At 66.0% G+C, this 20178-nt stretch carries 26 protein-coding genes; 4 read left to right on the top strand and 22 right to left on the bottom strand.

The annotated features are described in order from the left end of the window. Nucleotides 1-84: 84 nt before the first annotated feature. Nucleotides 85-321, bottom strand: coding sequence for a hypothetical protein (locus BpN12_RS07120; protein ID WP_246794573.1), 237 nt, complete (start codon nucleotides 319-321; stop codon nucleotides 85-87). Nucleotides 322-614: 293 nt separating this feature from the next. On the opposite strand from BpN12_RS07120, the gene BpN12_RS07125 reads away from it, so the two are divergent. Continuing rightward, nucleotides 615-1979: a DUF2252 domain-containing protein gene (locus tag BpN12_RS07125; RefSeq protein ID WP_246794574.1), complete on the top strand. Its 1365-nt coding sequence runs from the start codon at nucleotides 615-617 to the stop codon at nucleotides 1977-1979. 160 nt (nucleotides 1980-2139) lie between these two features. On the opposite strand, the gene BpN12_RS07130 is transcribed toward BpN12_RS07125, so the two are convergent. Then, nucleotides 2140-3171, bottom strand: a complete 1032-nt coding sequence (locus BpN12_RS07130; protein ID WP_246794575.1) for a hypothetical protein — start codon at nucleotides 3169-3171, stop codon at nucleotides 2140-2142. A gap of 802 nt (nucleotides 3172-3973) precedes the next feature. Between BpN12_RS07130 and BpN12_RS07135 the strand changes: the two genes are divergently transcribed. After that, nucleotides 3974-4555 (top strand): hypothetical protein, encoded by a 582-nt coding sequence (locus tag BpN12_RS07135; protein ID WP_246794576.1) that lies wholly within the window; start codon nucleotides 3974-3976, stop codon nucleotides 4553-4555. 28 nt (nucleotides 4556-4583) lie between these two features. On the opposite strand, the gene BpN12_RS07140 is transcribed toward BpN12_RS07135, so the two are convergent. Together BpN12_RS07140 and BpN12_RS07145 are read right to left on the bottom strand one after the other, a co-directional pair. Further along, on the bottom strand, nucleotides 4584-6806 hold the full coding sequence (locus tag BpN12_RS07140; RefSeq protein ID WP_246794577.1) for a TonB-dependent siderophore receptor: 2223 nt from the start codon (nucleotides 6804-6806) through the stop codon (nucleotides 4584-4586). A 299-nt stretch (nucleotides 6807-7105) separates the two neighbouring features. Then, nucleotides 7106-8380 (bottom strand): PstS family phosphate ABC transporter substrate-binding protein, encoded by a 1275-nt coding sequence (locus BpN12_RS07145; protein ID WP_246794578.1) that lies wholly within the window; start codon nucleotides 8378-8380, stop codon nucleotides 7106-7108. Nucleotides 8381-8981: 601 nt separating this feature from the next. Here BpN12_RS07145 and BpN12_RS07150 point away from each other — a divergent pair. Together BpN12_RS07150 and BpN12_RS07155 are read left to right on the top strand one after the other, a co-directional pair. Beyond that, nucleotides 8982-10205: a hypothetical protein gene (locus tag BpN12_RS07150; RefSeq protein WP_246794579.1), complete on the top strand. Its 1224-nt coding sequence runs from the start codon at nucleotides 8982-8984 to the stop codon at nucleotides 10203-10205. Nucleotides 10206-10400: 195 nt separating this feature from the next. After that, nucleotides 10401-10637 (top strand): hypothetical protein, encoded by a 237-nt coding sequence (locus BpN12_RS07155; RefSeq protein ID WP_246794580.1) that lies wholly within the window; start codon nucleotides 10401-10403, stop codon nucleotides 10635-10637. A 182-nt stretch (nucleotides 10638-10819) separates the two neighbouring features. Here the strand turns inward: BpN12_RS07155 and BpN12_RS07160 are convergent, their stop codons facing one another. The 18 genes from BpN12_RS07160 to BpN12_RS07240 form a co-directional block, all read right to left on the bottom strand. After that, nucleotides 10820-10963 carry a hypothetical protein gene (locus tag BpN12_RS07160; protein WP_246794581.1) on the bottom strand — a complete coding sequence of 48 codons (144 nt, stop codon included), beginning with the start codon at nucleotides 10961-10963 and terminating at the stop codon, nucleotides 10820-10822. Next, nucleotides 10960-11163 (bottom strand): hypothetical protein, encoded by a 204-nt coding sequence (locus BpN12_RS07165; RefSeq protein ID WP_246794582.1) that lies wholly within the window; start codon nucleotides 11161-11163, stop codon nucleotides 10960-10962. The genes BpN12_RS07160 and BpN12_RS07165 overlap by 4 nt, the downstream gene beginning before the upstream one ends. A 37-nt stretch (nucleotides 11164-11200) precedes the next feature. Continuing rightward, entirely contained in the window at nucleotides 11201-11629 is a 429-nt protein-coding gene (locus BpN12_RS07170; RefSeq protein ID WP_246794583.1) for a hypothetical protein, read from the bottom strand. Continuing rightward, nucleotides 11626-11976 carry a hypothetical protein gene (locus BpN12_RS07175; protein WP_246794584.1) on the bottom strand — a complete coding sequence of 117 codons (351 nt, stop codon included), beginning with the start codon at nucleotides 11974-11976 and terminating at the stop codon, nucleotides 11626-11628. The genes BpN12_RS07170 and BpN12_RS07175 overlap by 4 nt, the downstream gene beginning before the upstream one ends. Beyond that, nucleotides 11973-12596 carry a glycoside hydrolase family 24 protein gene (locus tag BpN12_RS07180; protein WP_425306297.1) on the bottom strand — a complete coding sequence of 208 codons (624 nt, stop codon included), beginning with the start codon at nucleotides 12594-12596 and terminating at the stop codon, nucleotides 11973-11975. Before BpN12_RS07180 ends, BpN12_RS07175 begins: the two co-directional genes overlap by 4 nt. Further along, nucleotides 12596-14389, bottom strand: coding sequence for a hypothetical protein (locus tag BpN12_RS07185; protein WP_246794585.1), 1794 nt, complete (start codon nucleotides 14387-14389; stop codon nucleotides 12596-12598). Before BpN12_RS07185 ends, BpN12_RS07180 begins: the two co-directional genes overlap by 1 nt. After that, entirely contained in the window at nucleotides 14389-15153 is a 765-nt protein-coding gene (locus tag BpN12_RS07190) for a hypothetical protein (protein ID WP_246794586.1), read from the bottom strand. Before BpN12_RS07190 ends, BpN12_RS07185 begins: the two co-directional genes overlap by 1 nt. Beyond that, a complete protein-coding gene (locus tag BpN12_RS07195) occupies nucleotides 15153-15704 on the bottom strand; it encodes a hypothetical protein (protein WP_246794587.1) in 552 nt (183 codons plus the stop codon). The genes BpN12_RS07190 and BpN12_RS07195 overlap by 1 nt, the downstream gene beginning before the upstream one ends. Beyond that, nucleotides 15701-16048 (bottom strand): hypothetical protein, encoded by a 348-nt coding sequence (locus tag BpN12_RS07200; RefSeq protein WP_246794588.1) that lies wholly within the window; start codon nucleotides 16046-16048, stop codon nucleotides 15701-15703. The genes BpN12_RS07195 and BpN12_RS07200 overlap by 4 nt, the downstream gene beginning before the upstream one ends. Nucleotides 16049-16074: 26 nt before the next feature. Beyond that, on the bottom strand, nucleotides 16075-16350 hold the full coding sequence (locus BpN12_RS07205; protein ID WP_246794589.1) for a hypothetical protein: 276 nt from the start codon (nucleotides 16348-16350) through the stop codon (nucleotides 16075-16077). Next, nucleotides 16351-16803 carry a hypothetical protein gene (locus BpN12_RS07210; protein WP_246794590.1) on the bottom strand — a complete coding sequence of 151 codons (453 nt, stop codon included), beginning with the start codon at nucleotides 16801-16803 and terminating at the stop codon, nucleotides 16351-16353. A 30-nt stretch (nucleotides 16804-16833) separates the two neighbouring features. After that, a complete protein-coding gene (locus tag BpN12_RS07215; RefSeq protein ID WP_246794591.1) occupies nucleotides 16834-17829 on the bottom strand; it encodes a major capsid protein P2 in 996 nt (331 codons plus the stop codon). A gap of 39 nt (nucleotides 17830-17868) precedes the next feature. Further along, entirely contained in the window at nucleotides 17869-17997 is a 129-nt protein-coding gene (locus BpN12_RS33295; protein ID WP_280529132.1) for a hypothetical protein, read from the bottom strand. 8 nt (nucleotides 17998-18005) lie between these two features. Further along, nucleotides 18006-18194 (bottom strand): hypothetical protein, encoded by a 189-nt coding sequence (locus BpN12_RS07220; RefSeq protein WP_246794592.1) that lies wholly within the window; start codon nucleotides 18192-18194, stop codon nucleotides 18006-18008. A 114-nt stretch (nucleotides 18195-18308) separates the two neighbouring features. Beyond that, nucleotides 18309-18947, bottom strand: a complete 639-nt coding sequence (locus tag BpN12_RS07225) for a hypothetical protein (RefSeq protein ID WP_246794593.1) — start codon at nucleotides 18945-18947, stop codon at nucleotides 18309-18311. Further along, nucleotides 18944-19558, bottom strand: coding sequence for a hypothetical protein (locus tag BpN12_RS07230; RefSeq protein ID WP_246794594.1), 615 nt, complete (start codon nucleotides 19556-19558; stop codon nucleotides 18944-18946). The genes BpN12_RS07225 and BpN12_RS07230 overlap by 4 nt, the downstream gene beginning before the upstream one ends. A 2-nt stretch (nucleotides 19559-19560) precedes the next feature. Further along, nucleotides 19561-19782 (bottom strand): hypothetical protein, encoded by a 222-nt coding sequence (locus tag BpN12_RS07235; protein ID WP_246794595.1) that lies wholly within the window; start codon nucleotides 19780-19782, stop codon nucleotides 19561-19563. 84 nt (nucleotides 19783-19866) lie between these two features. Then, nucleotides 19867-20133 carry a hypothetical protein gene (locus BpN12_RS07240; protein WP_246794596.1) on the bottom strand — a complete coding sequence of 89 codons (267 nt, stop codon included), beginning with the start codon at nucleotides 20131-20133 and terminating at the stop codon, nucleotides 19867-19869. Nucleotides 20134-20178 lie beyond the last annotated feature (45 nt).

Genomic DNA, 20178 nt, shown 5'->3' on the forward strand with positions numbered 1-20178 from the left:
TCAGACTACCGCATAAAATATGCTTCGTGAATAAATTTCCCCGCAAGCGTTTGCGAAAAAGTGGGTGATTATTTACCCTGTCGGCTATTCATTCGAGGCCGCGTCGTGCGATTTTCGGCATGCTTTCGGGCGCGCGCGCCGTCGCGTCAGGCAGCCGGAAAGCCTTGCCTGTCGAGCGATGCCGGTGACTGTCGCACCGCTGGCGTGCATTGCCGGCGCCGGCATGTCGGGATTTTCCCGATATCGCGCGGCCGTAATCGAATGCAGCGCGGCGGTGATTTCTTCATGAACGGCGGCGGAATCAATGGCGATCTCCGACATTCGATCCGCATTCGCACCGGCTAATTATTTCGCATGTCATCCGGTTGAAAAAGATCAGGTATCGACTCCTGCCGATTCGCCAGGCTTTCGATTTTGCTTTGCACAAAAACCGGGCCGCCTTCTGGATAGGAGGCATGGCAAACCGCACCGCTTAAACCACCAAGCGCCTCAACCCGGCTACCCCGCCCAGCCGGCGCGGGTCACGAGATTGTCATCAGCCGCTGCTGGAATGAACGCGCACCGACGAGGAGCGACCGAGGTCGCTCCTTTTTTCTTGACTCCGAGGAACGACAATGAAAAAGACGTGGATTGCCGTGGCCGCCGCCTGCCTGATCGCCGTCGCCCCCGTGCATGCGCAGAGCTCGCGCACCAGCTGGGTGGTGAACCAGATCTACAACACCAATCACCCGTTCGCGGCCACCGACAGCACCGATCTCGCGACCAAGATGTCGACCATGGCCGCCGATCCGTTCGCGTTTTTCCGCGGCACCGATCACATCTTCTATCAGGACATGCTGACGCTGCCGGCCTCGAACTACACCACCACGCAGACCGGCTACACCTGGATCGGCGGCGACGCCCACATCGGCAACTTCGGCGCGTGGCAGGACAGCGGCGGCAACACGGTGTTCAGCGTCGACGATTTCGACGAGGGCTACCTCGGCCAGTACGTCTGGGACCTGCGGCGTCTGGCGACCAGCATGGTGCTGGCCGGCCGCGCCAACGGCATCGCCGACAGCGACATCGCCACCGCCATCAAGACCATGGTCGGCGCCTATGTCAGCGAGATGAACGACTTCAAGGGCAGCAGCGACGAACTGAGCTTCCAGCTCAAGAACGGCAATACCTCGGGCGTGGTGCAGTCGACCATCGGCGACGCCAAGGACGACAGCCGCTCGGACCTGCTCGCCAAGTACACGCAGGTGAGCGGCAGTGCGCGCAGCTTCCAGACCATCGCCGGCAGCCTGGTGCCGGTGGACGCTACGACCTATGCCAATCTCTCGGCGGCGATGAGCAGCTACATCAGCAGCATCGGTTCGTCGAAGCAGTACGCGGCCAGCTACTACAAGGTGAAGGACATTCACCAGAAAATCGGCTCGGGTGTGGGCAGCCTCGGCAAGCTGCGTTACTACATCCTGATCGAGGGGCCGTCGTCATCCACGTCCGACGACGTGATCCTCGAGGTGAAGCAGGAGACGGCGAGCGCGGTGGCCGTGGCGAGCGGCAACGGGCAGGCGCTTGCCTCCGCCGACGGCAGCAACGACGCCGCGCGCGTGGCGATGACCAACAAGGCGCAGACGCTGAACGCCGACGTGCTGGTGGGCTATGCCTCGGTCAACGGCATGAATTATTACTTCCACGAGAAGTCGCCGTATCAGGAGGACTTCGACTACACGAAGCTGACCAGCGCGGGCAAGCTCAACACGGCGGCCACCTATCTCGGGCAGGCGCTGGCCTCGGCGCACGCGATCTCCGATCAGGACTACAACAGCGCGATCGTGACCTACAGCATCGACAAGCAGGTGAGCGACGCGGTCACGAGCACGAGCGGGCTGCAGACCGAGATCTCGAACTTCGCGTTCAGCTACGCGACGCAGGTGAATCTGGACTGGCAATCGTTCGTCGGCGCGTATCAGGCCGGCACGCCGTTGTATTGAAGTCGGAGCGGCGGGGGCAGGGCGCCCCCGCCGGCGGGACAGGCCGCGCTGCGCGGGAGGGATTCGACGCGATCGTGCCGGCGGCGGCCGGACGACGATCGCGTGCGCAGCGGGCCTGGGCGGCCTGAAGACCCGGGTGGCCCGGGCCGCGATCAGGAGCTCAGTAGTAGAGGTACACGTTGCCGGGGCTCACGGCCACGCTGTAGTTGCATTGCGGCGAGATCGACGAGCTGGCCTTGCCGGCCTGCCAGGGCGGCGACAGCACGTTGCCGTTGGTATCCCACACCGTCACGCCGTAGAACTGCGTCATCGCCTGCGGTGGCAGCTGGTTGCAGCTGCTGATGCCGTACACCTCCAGCACGCCGCCGAACACCCACTGCAGCTGGCCCTGCGGCGCCGTGTTCAGCGTCACGCTGCGGCCGTTGGTGGTGTCCTGCGTGACGATCGACCACGAACCGCAATCGTAGACGCCCGTGCCGCAGAGCGAATACGTGTCGCCCACGATCTCGTCGCCCGGCGAGACGCTGGCCGGATCGGTGTGGGTGGTCGTGCCGGCCGTGCAGCAGTTCCAGCTCGCGATGGTCCAGGCGTGATCGCCGAAGCCGTTCCAGCCCAGCACCGGCTGCAGGATCGACTGCACGGTGGGCAGCTGCTCGAGCCCGGGGAAGAAGAACACCGTCTGGTTCTCGGCGTCGCTGGGCGTGGACGGCACCTTCCAGCTGGCGCGCAGCCGGCCGACGTTGCTGCCGTTGTTGTAGTTCGCGCTCTCGATCCAGCCGGTGTAGGTGGGGTCCACCGTGCCGGCGGCGGCGGCCGCGGCCGGCTGCTGGCTCGGCGCGTTCGGCGCGATGCCGTGGCCTTGCCGGTCGAAATGCGAGCGGCCGCATCTGGCCGCCGCACGCACGCTGCCGTCATGCTTGAGGATGCTGCCGTCGGCCCGCAGGCGTTCGTCCGCATGGATGGTCTGCACGCATTCGGGCGCGAAATAGCCGTTGGGCGTGACGACATAGTCGAGCGGCACGTTTGCGGGGCGCGCGGCCGCGCTCAGCGACGCGACGCTCGTGAGTTGCGCGGACGGCGCCGCGGCATCGGCGGCGTGTGCCGGCGCGACGGCCACCGGAAGCAGACACGCCAGGGCCAGCAGCCAGGCCCGGCCAGGCCGGGCGAGAAACCGACGTTGATTGGAATTCATTGGGCATCCTTTGGGAATGAAGGTTTTTTGAATTGCCGCAACAAGCGAATGGATCCTGAAATACGCCGGAGCGCTTCAGGACCTGACGTCCCGCGCTCCCCTCCGGAGCCCAGGATGGCTGACACATGTACCATGGAATCGGCACGGCGCCGAATATTATTCGGGAGTGCCCAGTAATTGAGTGAATCGAATGAATTCGAATCGCGATTGCTCAGCGGCTCGTGATTATTCGAATCATAATTAATTGAAAAATGCTGGCGGAATTCCGCTTGCCAGGCTGGCGTGTTCCGGCGCTGTCATCACACAATGAACCCGGCGTGTCGCGGCGGAACGAAATCGGGATTCGACGGGCGGGCAGGTGGCACTCCGCAAGCCGGCCATGGGCGGCGCATTTCGCATGACTGCGAGCGATCCATGATTGCCGTTCCGGAGCGCGGTTCGGCGGTGAAACCGGATCGCGTCGACCAGCGACGGGTGCCGGGGATTTGCTGCAAAGCAAAACAAAACCGGCTGTCGGCCTCGCAGGACATCGAACGCGGCAGGCGGCGCAAACGATTATCCCGATACAGGGCATCGTAAAAACCCGTGATATTTCAATCCAATTTTACGAAAATCGCGGGCGACGGCTCATAAAAACAAAAACGCAATGCACAAATCGATCAAGTTTCACCTTCCGATGAAATATCCGGCTTGACGCTGTAAATCGCACGTGAAAATATCGGCTCGCATTCCGTGTGCCGAACGGCCAATGATTTGCCCGGCCGTCAATCGAACCTGACAATCTGACAAGAGGAGTACCAACATGCCGAACTGGGTCATTACCGAACACAGCAATCCGCAGGACAAGGTGGTCGGCTATCAGAACGTGCTGCAGGCAATGCGGACCTTCGTGCGCACCGGCGGCGCGCTGGCGTGGGACATGATCAACGTCTATCGCGCCCCCATCGTGCCGAACGCGCCGGTCACCACGCTGCACTTCGCGAACAACAATTTCCAGGTCGATCAGATCAACGGCAACGCCATCAACTACAACTACCCGGCCAACATGCCGACGTTCTATGCCAGCACGTTTCCGGACGCGTTTCCCGTCGCCCCGACGGCGGTCGACCAGTCGCAGAAAACCCAGCTGCTGTTCCTGTTCGTCGAAGCCGCGCGCAGCCAGGTGATTCAGGACAAGTTCGAAGCCGCGTTCAAGTCGAGCGGCCAGGTGCCCCTGACCGATCTGGCGGTACTGGCCAAGTGCTACGACCACACCTGCCAGACCGTGGGTATCAACACGGCCCATCCGCAGCGGCCGCTGACCTGCGCCGACTACAAGCGCTACGCGGCCACGCTGCCGGAGCGCACGCCGGACCGCGTCACGATCGAACGCATCTGCCCGTAAGTCGCAACAGCGCAGGCGAGGGCGGCCGCTACCACTGGTAGGTCAGGCTGCCCGTCACGCTGCGGCGCTGTCCGTAGAAGCATCCTCCCGCCGAGAAACACGACGACACGTAGGTCCGGTCCAACAGGTTGTTGACGTGCGCGGCGGCGCGCCAGCCCTTCAGCGCCGGCCGCCACGCGCGCAGGTCGTAGCTGAGCGCGAGATCGACGAGCGTCACGGCCGGCACGTCGAACGTGTTCGCCGTATCGCCTGCGCTGCGGCCCACGTAGCGCAGGCCGCCGCCGAGCGTCAGCCCGACCGGCGTGGCGTAGTTCAGCCAGACCGACGCCATCTGGCGCGGCACCGCCGGCAGGCGCTTGCCGACGCTGGCGGCGTTCGAATCCTCGGTGTCGATCGTGTCGAGCCAGGTGTAGGCGACGATCGCGTCGAGCCGGTCCATCAGCTTCGCATGCGCCTCGACCTCGATGCCGCGCGAACGCACCTGGCCCTGCTGGATGTTGCTGAACGGATGGTCGGGGTCCATCACGATCACGTTGCGCTCGTCGATGTCGAAGCCGGCTAGCGTGATCGAGGCATTCCAGCCCGGCGGCTCGTAGCGCACGCCGATCTCGCTCTGCTTCGCGCGGGTCGGCACGAACGGCTGGCCGCCGAAATCGGTGCCGAGCGTCGGCTGGAACGAGGTGGAGTAACTCGCGTAGGGCGAGAGGCCGTTGTCGAATTCGTAGACGCCGCCGACGCGGCCCGTGAAGGCGCGATTGCTCTGCCGGTTCGCGCTGCCGCCGAGTTCGTCGTCAGTGGTGGTCCGGGTCCAGTCCTGCCGCCCGCCGAGCGTGAACGCCCAGCGCCCCACGCGGATCTGGTCCTGCACGTAGACGCCGAGCCGGTCCTCGCGCTGGTGCGAACGCTGCGCCACGGCGGGCAGGGCGAGCGGCAGGCCGTAGGACGGATTCAGATAGTCGATCGACGGCGCAACGCCGTAGCCCGACGCGGTGATGTCGGCGTTCTCGTGATCCCAGGCGAGCCCGGCCAGCACCGTGTGCCTGAGCGGCCCCGTGCGCAGGCGCGCCTCGACCTGCTGGTCCGCCGTCACGCTGTTGACCTGCTCCTGCGACCACGACGCGTCGCGGTTCAGCACGCCGGGCGTCGCGCCGAACGGCGACGAGAAGTCGATGCCCACGCCACGAAAATCCACGCCGAGATGCGTGTAGCGCACGTTCTGGCGAATCGTCCAGGTGTCGTCGAAGCGATGCTCGAACGCGTAGCCGAGCAGGTACTGGCGGCGGTCGTAGCCGTCGAAACCGGGCTCGCTCGGGAAGAAGCTGGTGGGAATCCGGCCCGCCGGGCCGGCCGTCAGGGTGCCCGCGGCCGGCAGCCAGCCCGGGAACGTATTGGCGGGATCGTTCTGGTAGAGGCCGAACACGGTCAGCTTCGTGCTCGCGTTCGGCTTCCATTGCAGCGTCGGCGCCACCACGATGCGCTGCTCCTTGCCGTGGTCGGTCTGCTCGTCGTCGCGGCGCGCCATTGCGTTGAGCCGGTACGACCAGACGCCGTCGTCGGTGAGCGGGCCGCTAAAATCGAGCGAGCCCTGCGCGCGGCCGCGGCTGCCGGTTTCCACGGCGAGCTCGTGATACGGCTTCGCGGTGGGCAGCTTGCTCGTCAGGTTGACGATGCCGCCGGGGCTGGCCTGCCCGTACAGTACCGAGGCCGGACCGTGCAGCACCTCGATGCGCTGCAGCACCGACGGATCGATCACCGGTGCCGCCCAGCTGATGCCCATCGGCAGCGGCAGGCCGTCGAGGAACTGCGGGCTCGCGGCTGCCGCCGCGAAGCCGCCGAAGCCGCGCAGAAACACGCTTTCCAGCACGCCGCCGATGCGGCTGTCCGCGTAGACGCCCGACGTGTAGCGCAGGCTGTCGCCGACGCTGTGCGCGTTCTGCTGGTCCATCTGGTCGCGCGTGACCACCGAGACCGCCTGCGGAATCTCGCTGATCGGCGTGTCCGTCTTGGTGGCCGTGCGCGTGACGTGCGCCACCACGCCGGCCACCGGCGTCACGCCCGTCTCGCGCGCGGCGTTGACGGCGACCGGCGCGAGCACCGTGACGTCGCCGGTATCCGCGCCGGCGGCCTGCGCCAGACAGATCCGGCTGACGCCGACCAGCGCCAGCAGCAGCGGCAGTTGTTTCGGCCGGCAACGCGATGCCGGAAGGGCGGCGCCGGCGGAAGCGGGCGACGGATGCAGATGGATGGACATGGACTCTCGTGCGGTAGGCCTGCCGGATTCAGACGCAGGAACCGGCGGCCCGGTTTGAGCCCGGTTTGAGCCCGCTACCCAGCCCGCTTCTCATGGACTCGTGTCCGGCATGATTGTTTCGTAACGAGATTCATTCTCGTTAGCGAGTTCGATAACGTAAATGCCTTCGCGGTTACGGCAGCGGTGCGCGCGACGCAACGATGGTCGCGGCGAGGGGAAGGGCGCCGGCTTCGGCGCCCTTGGTGGAGTGGGTCAAGTGATCGGATTGGCGGAGTGGAGGGCGTCAGGCGTTGCCGTACCTAGCGGCCGACCACGGCTCCCGTGCATTTGCCGCTGTTGCCGATATTCAGATCGTAGGTGCTGGTGTCGGTCAGGAAGTCGTCGAGGATCGCCGTCACGAAGTTCGGCCGGATCGTATCGAAACCATTGCCGTGGATGAGCGGGGCATTGCTTGCGCTGGTGTAATGCGTGGCCAGGAACACCACCATGGCCTGCGTGACGTTCGGATCCCGGTAGCACTGGCTGAGGATGATCTGGCTCGTGCCCGAGACCGGATAGCCGACCACGGGGTTGCCCGAGTCCTTGACCCAGTTCAGCGGGTTCGACGCATCGGCTTTCGTTTGCGGCGGCACGATCGGCCCGATCGCCGTGGTGGCGTTCGCGTAAGTGGGTGCGTAGTACTGACCGTCGTGGCTGTTCTGGAGACTCACGACCTGCAGCTGGCCCGCGCTGGCTGACGTCGTGATCGAACTCGTCGGCGCGAGGAAGGTATTCGTATAGGCCGGGCTCAGATAGCGGATCGTCGCGCCCGTCGCGCTGGTCAGGGCGCTGCGGACCGCGCTGTCGCCGGCCACGCCGAGAAAGTTCGCCGGCATCGTGCTGCCGAACGAATCCGCGAGCATCAGCGAATCCTGGAAGACCACGCCGGTGGCCGTGTTGGTGGTCGAACAGATCTGCGACAGGTGGCGCGTGAGCAGTTCCGTTTCGCCGCTGCCGTCGGTGCGATAGAGGACCGTGAGCGGCGCATTGTTCGGATAGACGGCGCCCGTCTCCGGATTGATCACCTGATTCCAGTTCGTCAGCTTGCCCGAAAAGATGCCGCAGAGATCGTCGTCGTTCAGCGCGATGCTGTGCGTCTGGCCCGGCGTGGTTTGCGGCGTGGCCAAGCCGGTGACCGAGCCGGTATTGGCGACCGCGATCGCGACCGGCATGACGACGTAGGGGATCTGGATCAGCGCGCCGTTGGTGGCGGCGAGCGTGTAGTTCGTGATCTGCGAGCCCAGCAGGCCGGCGTCGCTGTTGGCGAAGTCCACCGTGCCCGACACGCTCGGGCCGAACAGCGCCGGCTGGTTGTTCAGGAAGGCGTTCTCGCCGGCGCCCGAACCGACCGGGAAATAGGTGAAGGCGCCGATCGACGGGTTGAAGTTGCCGATTTCCTGAGTCAGCAGCGGAGCGACGCCCGACGAACCACCACCCTGGATCACGGGGCCGGCGGCCACCGCGGCGCTGGCCGCCGCCAATGCCGAGATGCCGAATAGCAATGCCGAAGCGATTTTGTGCGGATGCAATTTCATGTCAACCTCCAACTGGAAATGAAGTGTTATGGACGACACGCGGCATGCAGCGTTGGCCGCGAAATAATCGTAGGTTGGTTTTTTCGCCGTTCGATGATTAAATTCAATCGGCTTACGGGGGATTCATTGATTTAGTGGTGTGGTTCGGCTGGCGGGGGGTTTGACATCAAGATTTAACGAAATTCGATGAATGCCCGGTAACGACCGTGACGGAAAAGATTCGCCGGCTTCATCCGGGAGCGGGGGCTCGGTGTGCCGTCGTCTTGCAATATGCCTGGGTGGATATTTACCCAGTTATCGTGGAATATCGACAGGCGGAATTTATTTGATAAACTCGTCGCCGCCCGCCAGTGCCGGCGTTACCACCATAGTGACAAACGCGCCGTTGCCGGGATGGTGAAAAAGCGGGACCCAAATAGATTCGAAACGGGGGAGTCCGAGCATGAAGCCGGGGGGGAATACGCCGGGTGGCCCTCAGCCATCGGGACCACACACGCTGCCGCCGCTGGCCGTGCCGGCAGCGGCGGTGCCGTCGCCGATACCGTCCATCCAGGCACCGGCAGCGGGCGGGCCCCATCTCCTGGCCGGGGCGATACCGCCCGTGAATGGCCCGGTGGCCGGTTCGGGGAGCGGTTTCGTGCCGCCGCTTCAGGCGGGTGGCGCCATGCAACGGCAGGCCAGCGTCGGCAGCGCCATCACGATGGCACCGGTGGCACTGCCGCCGCGCATCGATCCACCAGGCTTCATCACGCCGGCCGCCGACATGCGCAATCCGGCCCTGCACACTTCGACGCCAACCAAGCATTTCGACGTGCAACTGCCGCAACAGGAAACCGAAGCGCTGCGCCGCCAGCACTATGGCGGCAACTCGCCAACCCGGTTCCACGCGTATCGGCAGGACGATTCGAACGCGCGCAGTTCACTGCCGCAGTCGTTGACCAAGGCGAAGCGCAAGCAGGCAGGGACCCAGTTGGCCGCCGGCCAGCCATTGACCACGGAATCGATACACATGGCGCAGAATCCCGGCGCGACGCTGGCCGACGCCGGTGCGCAACGCAACCATGTGGTGGCGGCATCCTCGGCGCAGACGGTCTTTACCGGCATGATGGTGGACATCAATAGCGGCGACCCGGCGCGCAGCGTGCTGGCCAAACGGGATGCGCTCGAACTGGTCAGCACGCTGACCGACAATTCGGAGCCGGCCATGAAGAAGGCGCGCGTCGAACTCGACAAGGTTGAAAAGGCGGGCAGTTCGGCGAGTAGCGAGCAAGTCGGACGGTCCATCGCGCGCGTGTCGAAATTGGCTGCGGACCATCAGAACAATATCGATTTCGGCCATGCCGGGCGCAACATGTCGCAAGGCAATCGTGCCGACGGCATGACCAGCCCCCAGGGTACGCGGATGACGGAGCACGACTACCAAATCCTGGTGCGGGCCAAGGCATTGTCCTTGCCGTATATCGGCCCGCAACTGGCCGATTTGAACTTCAACATCCCCAGTTCGCCGGGCGGTACGCTGCAATCGTCCAAACGGGTGTCGTCGACCAGTTATTCCCATCCGGCCATTCCGACGGCGCCGCCGCCGTTATCGCTGCCGCCGTCGGCGCAAACGGCAACGGCGCCGCAGCAGACGGTTTTCCAGTTCCAACCGCCCAATGCGCTTGGCCACGGCAGCATGGCATCGGCGATGACGCCCGCGCTGCTGGCGTCGCTACTAAGCCATGGTCCCGCGTCCGCGACCACCACGACCACCACGACGACCGGCGCGCATCCGGCCGGAGGTCCGGCGCCGGCATCCGGGACCGGGAACAAGAACGATCACTAGCGTTACCAGGCCAGGTTGGCGCGTCCTGCCACTGCATTTGGATTGTCGATAATTTACCTTATGTCAAATCGCCGTCGCAATCGTCACGCGGCTGCAAACGATTGTTTCTATTCGCAAATCTCAGGGTAAGCACCCCCGGCTTGCCTCTCTTTTGGCCGCGATACTGCGGCCATCTTTTTTGCTTACAGAAACAATATGCGCGATCTTTTCGGGGAAATTGTCGTCACGCAGGATGACATCGAGGCATGGGTTGCCGCGCTCGCGCCGGCCTTCACCTCGTCCGCTCGGGCGTTCGACAACTACGTGCGCGGCTACCACGTCGCCGACAAAATCCGGTGCGCGAAGGCGGCCGGCACATTCGAAACCACCATTGCTGCGGCGCGCGACCGCCGCTCTCGGCTTGCCCGCCGCCTCGGAGTCCGATCATGGTAGACACGCTCGCACGCGCATTCGTCTGGCTCTGCACGCTCATCTTCGGCCCGCCTTGGCACGACGACGAAGAATGAGAAACGCCCGCAGGCCGCGGGCGTTTCTTGACGGATTCCTTACCGCGACCGCTTGAAGCGGCCCTTGCTGTCGCGCTCGCGGCGCCGATGCTTTGCCATGTCATCTCCCTATTGCGGAATGCCGAGCTTGGTTTCGATGCGCGTCAGGCGCTTCTCCACCGCGATGATGTAACGGATGCACACGCCGGCCGCCGGCACCAGCAGCAGCTGCATCACGCTAACGCCTGCGGTCAGCCACTGGTCGGTAGTCATGCCGGCGTGCTGCCGCCCGGACCGCCACCTTCCGGCAACCAGACCGCGAGCAGCGCGAACAGCGCCTGCACGCCCGTTGCCACGGCCGTCACCGTGTGCGCATCGGCGCCGAGCTGCACGGCCACCGTGCCCACTGCGCTGATCCCTGCCGCGATGCCGGCGTGCGTGCTCGGCTCGGCGATTCGTTGAAGAAAGCCCATCTCATACCCCCGTTCTGCTGCTGTTATGGCCCGGCCGTCACCACGACGGACCGGTACCGAAATCGAATGGCGCGCCGTCCGTGTCCGCGCCCTCCGGCTTGAATTTCTCGCCGCTCAGGAAACTCCACAGCCACGCGCCGATGCCGCCGTTCCCGGCATTGCCGCCGGACCCGCCGAGCAGGCCGATCGACAGCCCGTCGAGCGCGCCGGTCGGCCCGCTCACGATGCCGTTCGCGATGCCGGCCGCGCCGTCCACTGCGGCCACGCCGGTATCGGTCGGCAGCACCTGCGTGTTCGCCGTGTCCCACGCCGCGCCGGCGCCGCTGCTGATCGCCGCGCCGGCCGCGCTCGCCGCGTCCGATAGCGACGACAGCCCACCGCTCACCTTGCGCCCGACGTACCAGAGCGCGGCGCCGGCCACGGCCGCCGCGATCGCCACGGTGATTGCATCGCCCTTGATGGTCACAGGTGGAACCCGTATTGGTTGGCGGTTGACATGCCGAGCGCGCCCATTGCCGCGAGCGTGTCGGCGCCGATCTGTGCGCTGATCGAATCCGGGTTCCAGCTGGTGGACGAATAGACCTGATCGAGCGAACCGACGTTGACGCCGCCGGTGTTCGTGCCGAGCGGGAACGTGAGCGACTGCCACGATGCGACGTTGCCGCCGCCCGACGTGGTGCCCATGTTGATCGGCATCACCGAGCCGGCGCCGGCCGGCGCCGCGCCGGCGCCGCCCTGGAAATACTTCACGAGCGCGAAGCCGAGCGCGGCCACGCCGAGCCCGATCGCGATATTGTTGATCGCGTCTTTCATGCGACTGCGCCGCCCGCGCCCGTGAACCAGCCCACCAGCGCGGCCAGCGAGTTTTCGTGCTGGCCGTAGCCGGCGCCGGCCAGTGACGCCCACACCGGTGCGCACTTCGCGATCGCGGCTTGGATGTTGCCGCCGTCGATATCCTGCAGCGCGCCCTTGTTCGCGGCCAGCTGCAGCGCCATGGCGTCCTGCGTCGCGGGCGAGAAATCGGTGAGCCCGGTTTGCCGCGATACCGTTTGGAACGTCGGCCAGTTGATCTGGTAGCGTCCGGCCGCCGTCGAATTCAGCGCCCGGTTGAGGATGCGCGGATGCGTCGAGTAGTCGGCGAACGTGAGCGGGTTCGCCGCCGTCGCGCCCACGAGCACGTTGTATCCGTTGTCGGTTTCGGCGAGCAGCGACGCGCCAATCTCGCTCTGCGCGATCATGTCGAGGAACGCTTGACGATTCTGGTTCGGGTCGCCGCCCGTGTAGGTGCCAGTCATATCGTAGAAATCTCCGGTTGCTTCGCCGAGCACGTCGCCCGGCGTGAAACTCGCCACGTCCGAATCGCCCTGCTCGCTGCTCAGGTAGAGCAGCGCCACCGCGCCTGCGGCGAGCACGAGGAACGGCCCGGCGCCCATCAGTCACCCACGCACATGAACTTGACCAGATCCGACCCGGTGCCCGTCAGCGTGAACGCCGCGCCGGAGGTCTGGTTCACGTACACCTGCGCGGCCGTCGTGCCGTCCGCCGCCGTGCAGGTGTAGCTTCCGCTGCTGGTGTACGCCGCCCCGCCCGAGAGCGCGACCGCCGCTGAGCCGCCCGACAGGTTCACGTAGCCCTGCACCGCGTGCGCCGACGTGATCGCCGTTCCGTTCGCCTGATACGCCGGCATGGCGCCCGTCGTCGCGCTGATGCTCGTCGCGGTGATCGCCGCCGCCGTCATCGGCCCGGTGAACGTCACGCGCCCGTTCGCGCGGTTGACCTGCATCCACGATCCGATGAACGCGCCCGCGTCGCTGTACGCGGCGAGCAGCAGCCCGCTACCGGCGTTGCTCCCGGTTTCCGCCGCTCCGTCCGTCTGCAGCGCCCACCGATTCTTGCCGCCCACGGTCCAAAACTGGCCCGCCTGTGCGCCGGCCGCGTAGGCAAACGCCGCGCTCGATGACAGCGTGAACGGCGCCAGCTGCACGTTGGCCGAGTAGTTGCCCGCGCCGTTCGAATACGTGAACTGCGATGCCGTCGAAATCTGGCTGTCGTTCACGGTCGCGTTGATCGCGTAGCCCGTGTTGTAGACGATGTAGCGCGCCGGATCGATCGCGATTTGCACGCTCGCGTCGTCCACCTTCAGGCCGTCGCCGGTCGCGTTGTACGTCTGGCCCGGCCCCATGCTGATGCGACCACCCGGCCACTTCTGCACGTAGATTTCCGGCACGCCGGCAACCGGCCCGATCAGCCCCGCCGACGCGTAGGCGCCGTTCATGACGATCGGCGAGCTGGTCGCGCGCGGATCGTTGATCCACACGCCGTAGCTGCTCGATCCGTCCGAGACGCACGCCTCGCTCATGAAGATTTCGCGGTTGCCCTGCGCGGCGATCGTGCTGTCGATTTGGTAGTTGACGACGTTCGCGAAAGTGAGCGTCTTCCCGAAGTAGACGCCACCCAGGCCGCCGGCCACGTGGTAGCCGACCTTGGAGTACGTCACGACGATGTTGTCGAGGAACACGTCACTGCCTTCCGCGTTCGTGTTCGACCCGTTCATCACCAGACCTTCGTTCGACACGCTCACGTTCGCGTTCGTCACCTTGAACACGTTGACGTTGTCGAGCCACAGGCCGTTGTATACGTTGTTCGTCGTCGCCCCGAACACGCCGGCGTTCACGTCATCGATGCGGTTGCCGTTCTGCATCCGCATGACGTGCAGCGCCGCACCGGCGGTCATCTTCGTGTTGCTCTGGATCGAGAATCCCTTGAGCAGCCAGCCCGACAACGACGCCGTACCGTTGCCGATCTTCAGCAGATCCGACGTGGTGCCCGCGCCGGTGTACAGGAGCGTGGTTTGCCCCGCACCGGCGCCGACGATCGCCGCGCCGTTGACGAGCGGCGCAACCTTGGCCGCCGTGAACGTGCAGGTGCCCGGCGGCAGTTCCAGCACGACGCCCGGCGCGAGCGCGGCGATGCCGCTCGTGAGCGCCGCGTCATCGTTGAACGTGCCGTTGCACTTCGCGCCGAAGTCCCGCAGGTCGAGATGGTCGCCCATCTTCTGCTGCACGGTGCGCGCGACGGCGCCCGATGCCGGCGCTTGGAACGCCACCAGCCCGGCGCCGTAGGTCGGGCTCGCCAGCCGCCCGGCCAGCCCCGAGATCATGTCCGATTGCGCGCTCGCGCCGACTGCGGTCAGCAGCGCGCACACGAATACGAGAATCTTTTTCATCAGCTCACCGTCTGGATATTGGCGTTCGTGCCCGTGTCGCTCACCGCGTACCACGCCGCTTGCGGCGCGTCGCGCTCGATGTACGTGTCGCCCACCTGGATCACCACCGCCGCGCTCGCGAACGTGGTTCCGGCCGCCGCCGTCAGCGCGAGCAGCCCCGGCCCGGCGTTGCGCACGCGCAGACTGCGCCGGCCGGCCGCCGCCGCGACTAGCGCCGCGCCTGACGTTCCCACCACCACCGGCGCGCCGTCAGCCGGCGCGCTTGCCGGCGGTTGAACCTGCACCGGGATCGACACCGTGTCGGCCGACGATTGCAGCAGCACCGGCACCGGGTTCGCCGTCGTGTTGTTGATGCCGACGTTCGTTGCCGTGAGCGTGACCCCGGTCACCGTCACCGAGCCCTGCACGGTCACCGGGAACGGCGCGCCCGGCTCGCTCACGATCGCCACCGGCACCGGGTTACCCGATCCGTTCGCGACCTGCACGGCCGTCTGGTTCAGCTGGATATCGATGTCGCCCTGCGTGACGATGAAGGCGACATTGCTGTCCGCCGTCGTCGTGATCGCCACGGACGTAAATCCCGATGCCGGCGTCAGCTTCGCGCCCGCTCCGACGTTCTGCACCACGGCCCGGTTGCCGAGCACATCGGTAAGCGTGATCGTGAGCACATTCCCCGCGTCGCTCGTCTGCACGTACAGCGTGCGGCCGGCCATCGCCGCCATGTAGCCGTTCGCCGCCGTGATTTTCTGCGCGATGGTCTGCATCACTTCGCCTCGTGCATCAGGAACGGCATTGCCACGGCGAGGCCGGCCACGATCAAGCCACCGATGACGATGGTTCTCTGGTTCCCGGTCTTCGCGTCCTGGTACGCGGCGGCCACGTCGCTCGCCGTCGTGTTCGCCTGCCCTACGACTTGGTTACTGGCCGCCTGCACCGCTGCGATCGCCTGCGCCGTCGCATCCTTGTAGGCCTGCTGCGCGCCCTGCGCGCTCGTGAGTACGCCGCTGATCGCGTCCTCGGCCGTATGCGCGCTCGCGCTCATGCTGGCCGTGCCGAACTGCTCGATTCCGGCCAGCGCGTCATGCCCTAGGCCGAACGCTGCAGCTATCGCCCCGCCGTCGAGCTGACTCACGTTCAACGTCACCGTGCCGCCGCTCGATGCAGTGGCGCCCACCCCGGAACTCACGTTGTTCCGCTGATCGGCCGTCTGCGTCGTCGTCGCGTTCGAAGAATCGGAGCTGCCGCCGCCGCCGTTCGCCGGCACCGCCGGCATGCCGAGCGCGATCATGCGCACTTGCATCGGATTCAAAATCATTTCAGTTCCTTACGCATGATGGTTCCGTTTTCCAGCCGCTCCGCCACGCGGTAGCCTCTTGCCAGCGCCCGCCTTATCAGCCCGCGTCGCCGCGTCTTGAACGCGATCGAATCGAGCCCGCCCGCCTGCGCCGTGATCACGTCATCGAGCAGGTCACACAGGCACACGTGCGCCGCGCCCGCCGCCGCCACCACGAACGCCTCTCGCCCTGCCAGCTCGATCACGTAGGCGCACACCGGCCGCCCTTCGCTCTCGATCACGAACGATCGGCCGAACGCCGCTAGTGCGGCCACCGGCCCTCCGTCCGTGTTGTAGCGCTCGACAGGCGCGAGCAGGGGAACCACGTCCGCCGCCCGCACCTCTCGGAGCGTCAGTGGTGATGCTTGTGACGGATCACGATCCACGCCACGCCCCCGATCAACAGCCACGGCATGAGATTCGCGAACGATCCGATGGAAAAACTGTTCGTGGCGCCGGCCACCGCGCCCGCGATCGACGTTCCCACGGACGGCGCGCCCGACACGATGAATGCTCCGTCGTTGAAACTCACGGGGTTGTAGCTCGTCGCGCTCGACGGCGCGGCCGAGCCGCCCCCGAATCCGAGACTGAGCGGCGGCAGGGACAGGCCGGGTACAGGTGCGACCATTTATTTTTCCTCCACCGCGAACAGCAGCACGGCGCCGATGATCAACAGCAGCATGAAACTGCTACCGCCCTGCTGTACGTAGCCCGGCCCCTGCCCGACCGGATACACCGCGCCGTTCGGCGCGCGGTAGGTCGGCAGTGCCTGCCCCGTCGCACTCAGCCCATGGCTGATCGAGTCAGCCGCCACGAGCGTGGACAACCCGCCCTGTATGATCGAAGTCCAATCGATAGTCGATCCGCCGGATTGCAGAGCCCCGAGCGTCTGCGAACTCGCCGAGATCGGTACCGAATCGACCACGGTTGACCAGTTGTAGCCGTCGCCCACGCTCCCGCCGCCCGTGACGCCGTACAGCGTGGACAGGTCCGAAGACCCGTCACTGCCGTAACCCATCATCGATCCGGCGTCGTAGCTGCTGGCACCGGCCGAGCCGTCTGGCATCGTGAAAAGAGACATACGCCCTCCGTTTGGTTGGACGCGCGCCGCTTACCGCGAAACCGGGTCAACGATCGACTGATACACGCGCAGGTTGAAGGGGCCGCCGGCCGTGGTCAGACGCAGGAAAACGTTCGAAGTCACGGCGGTATTCAGCCACTTCTCCCGCAGCCCCTGCAGATCGAAATCGATCACGGTCAGGCCCGGTTGCCATACCTTGCCGTAGTCCACGGCATCGCCTGCCGCGTCGCTCGGCGCCCCTTCCCAGATGATCACGCCGGAGTTGCGCACCTGGATCTTCGACAGCGTGCCGACAGCCTGCACGTAGGCCCACGTCACCGAGCCATCGGTGATCGCGGCGCCGGTCCCGGTCGGCCCGCCGCTCGACGCCGACGTGCCCGCCGTCGCGACGCGGTACAGGTTGCCGCCGTTCGACACGAGCGCGCCGAGCGCGTAGGCCGTCGAGGCCGCCCACGCCGGGCCGTAGTTCGACTGGTGCAGGTAGAGCTTCTTGATGATCGCGCCGGCCAGCCCGACCGCGAGCGGGAAATCGTTGTCCTGCGCGTTCGGATACGCGACGGCCGCATAGAGCTGCTTGAGCACCATGGGGTTCTTCGTCGGGTCGTTCAGCTGCGCGAACGCCTGGATATTGCAGCCGGTCGGCGCCGATGCGTTGATCGTGACTTCGAACGTCAGCGTTTGCATCAGCGCGGACGGGATAGCCGTGAGCAGCTCCTCGCTCGACTGCGCCGTCGCGCCCATCTTCGTGCTGGAGCTTTTCGCGTTCTTGCGCGTGAAATCGAGCAGCACCAGCGTGTTCGGGTTCGACCGCGCCTCGTACAGGTTCTCGATGAGCAGATCCGGACCCGTCACGGTGAAGAACGGCCGGCCGTTGATCTTCCCGACGATGTTTTCGATCTGCCCGACGACGAGCCCGCCGAGCAGGTTCATCTTGATCCGTTCGTAGGTCGGACCGATCGGCATCGTGAGGATCGCCGTCTGGCCCGGCGCGATGTTTTGGAAATTGACCAGCTGTTCCTTACGCATTGCGATTCCTTGTTCGTTGAGGGGTGGACCGCGCGCGGGTTACTGGCCCGAACCGCCGGGCAGGTACGCGCCAACAACGGGAATCGCGAACACGTTCTTTTGGATGAAGGCGACGACGGCGAAGGTTGCGAGCGTCGCGAGAGCGGCGTGGATGTGAGCCTTGTTCATGGTGATCCTCAGGGAGTGATGGACGGCGGAGTCGCCGACAGGTTTTTCTCCGTTGACCAGATCGTGTTGTCGTCCACCAACTTTTTGATGGCCGGCACCTTGGAGATGAACCAAGCGGCGACGATCACGCCGACCGTCGTCGCGATGATCTCCTGCGACAGGCGGAAGCGAGAAGGGAGGTAGGACGGTTCGGACACGATGAAATCCCGGAGTGCATGAGCCGCCAGATTCCAAAAAAAATCGCCGCGAGTCCAAGTTGGAGAATCGCGGCGATTCGTGGCGAATCACGGGCGGCCCGCGCCCGGTAAATTTCAGCTTTTCGGCAGTGGCACCACGCCGTTGACGTTCTTTCCGGTCGCCTTGTCCCGGTGGATGTAGTGGAATTTCGGCAGCGCCAGCACCTCGCGATAGTCGAGAAACATCGTGTCGGCCATCGCCACCGCGTCCGCCTTGTAGCCGACCGCGTAGCACCGGATTTCTGTGCAATTCCCGAAGAAATCCTTGTCCACCTGGGCCGGCCTCTGGCTCGTGCCGAAGATCTTCAGCCCTCGGTGCCGGCCGGCCGTGCTCAGGTTTTTCCAAGCCGGCGGGGCCCACGACGGCGACGTGACGCGCGACAGTTCCTCGACCACGATGCACCAGCCCTCCAACTCCCACGCGATCCGGCAGAACCGATCGAACGCGACTTTCACGTCTGCCGGACTGCCGCCCGGCACGAGCACCAGCCGCTTGTCTCCCGCCTTGATCCGCTTCACCAGCGCCGCGATCGAATCCACCACCTTCCCGCCGATCACCGCCGCATAGTCGTCGGTGACTTCGAGCGGCGACCAGACCAGCACCGGCCGGGAGCGCGGCAGCTTCCGCAGCTCGCCCTTGACGTAGATGCCTTTGCCCATCCCCGACGCGCCGACCACGCCGATGATGTCGGCGCTGTTCCGGATGCCGCTCATTGCGCGAACGTGTCGCGCGCGAGCGCGGCGTCAATCGCGTTGCCCATGTTCGGCGCCGGCGCCCTCGGCTCGCGCGGCTTGGCGGCCGGCGCTGGCTCGCCGGGCGGTGCCGCCGGCGTCATGCCGCCGGGCGGCGCTGCAGCCAGCCGGCGGCCGTCGTCGGCCTGCGCTGCGGCGATCCGGGCGCGCTCAAGCTTCACGAACTGCGCGGTGCCGATCACCACCGGGATCGCGGCCACGCCCACGCCGAGCAGAGGATGCCCGAGCAGCCGGCCGGCGCCGCCCCACCCATAATGCGCATCGGCGCGCGCGAGCGCGGCGCCAAGGTTGTCCATCCGGTCCGCAGTCCACACCGGCTTGAGCCCGTCGAATGCGGCCGTGACGATATCGGCGCCGTGCCGGCATGCCTCCTGCCAGCCCTGCACCAGATCCCCCATCATCGCGTCGGCTTCGGCCTGCGCATCGGCGGCCATCTTCGCCGCCACGTCCGCGTTTTCTTTGATTTCCTCCTGCGCGATCGCTTCGAGCGGGTCGGGCGGCGCCGCGTCGAGCGTCGAATCGGCGCGCGCGTCCGCCTGCGTGTCGCCACGCGGGTCCGTGATTTTTGCCATGGTCATACGTTCCAGAAGCCGGCGCGGCGCTGCGCGCGCGGCGGGTTGCTTGGCTGCGCCGGCCCCGGCGATTCGCCAGGATTCGCCGCAGGTTTCGCCGCCGGCTCGGCCGGCAATTCGTCGGGCGCATCGAACGGCCGGACCTTGGCGCGCAGCGCGCGGTCCGCGCGGGCGTGCTTCGTTTCCAGCTTCGCGCCGCAGGCAGCACAGCGGTAGTACGCCATGCCGGCCCGGTTCGCCGACACATCGACCTCACGGTCGCACAGATGACAATCAGCCTTTCCCAAGTACGACATGGCGACCCCCTGTTACGCTGCCGGCTTCGTTTCGACCTGCACCGGCGCGGCCGGCGCACCGCCGCCGGCGCCGAGCATCGGATCGACCACGGCCGCCACGGCGCCGGCCTCGGCGAAACCCGCCTCGATCGTTTGCTCGACCGCCGACAGCCGCGCTTCGAGCGCCGCGATCGTGTCGTGCGCCACCTTCAGCGCGTCCGCGAGCGGCGCGCGATGCTCGCCGTTCGTCGTGAGCGCCTCGCGCACCTTCTCTACCGCTTCCGTCAGGAACTGCAACATGGTCCACCTCTCATGAAATTGCGGCCGGAACCGGCCGGCCGCGCC

This window comes from Burkholderia perseverans (assembly GCF_022870505.1).
Taxonomy (GTDB): Bacteria; Pseudomonadota; Gammaproteobacteria; order Burkholderiales; family Burkholderiaceae; genus Burkholderia; species Burkholderia plantarii.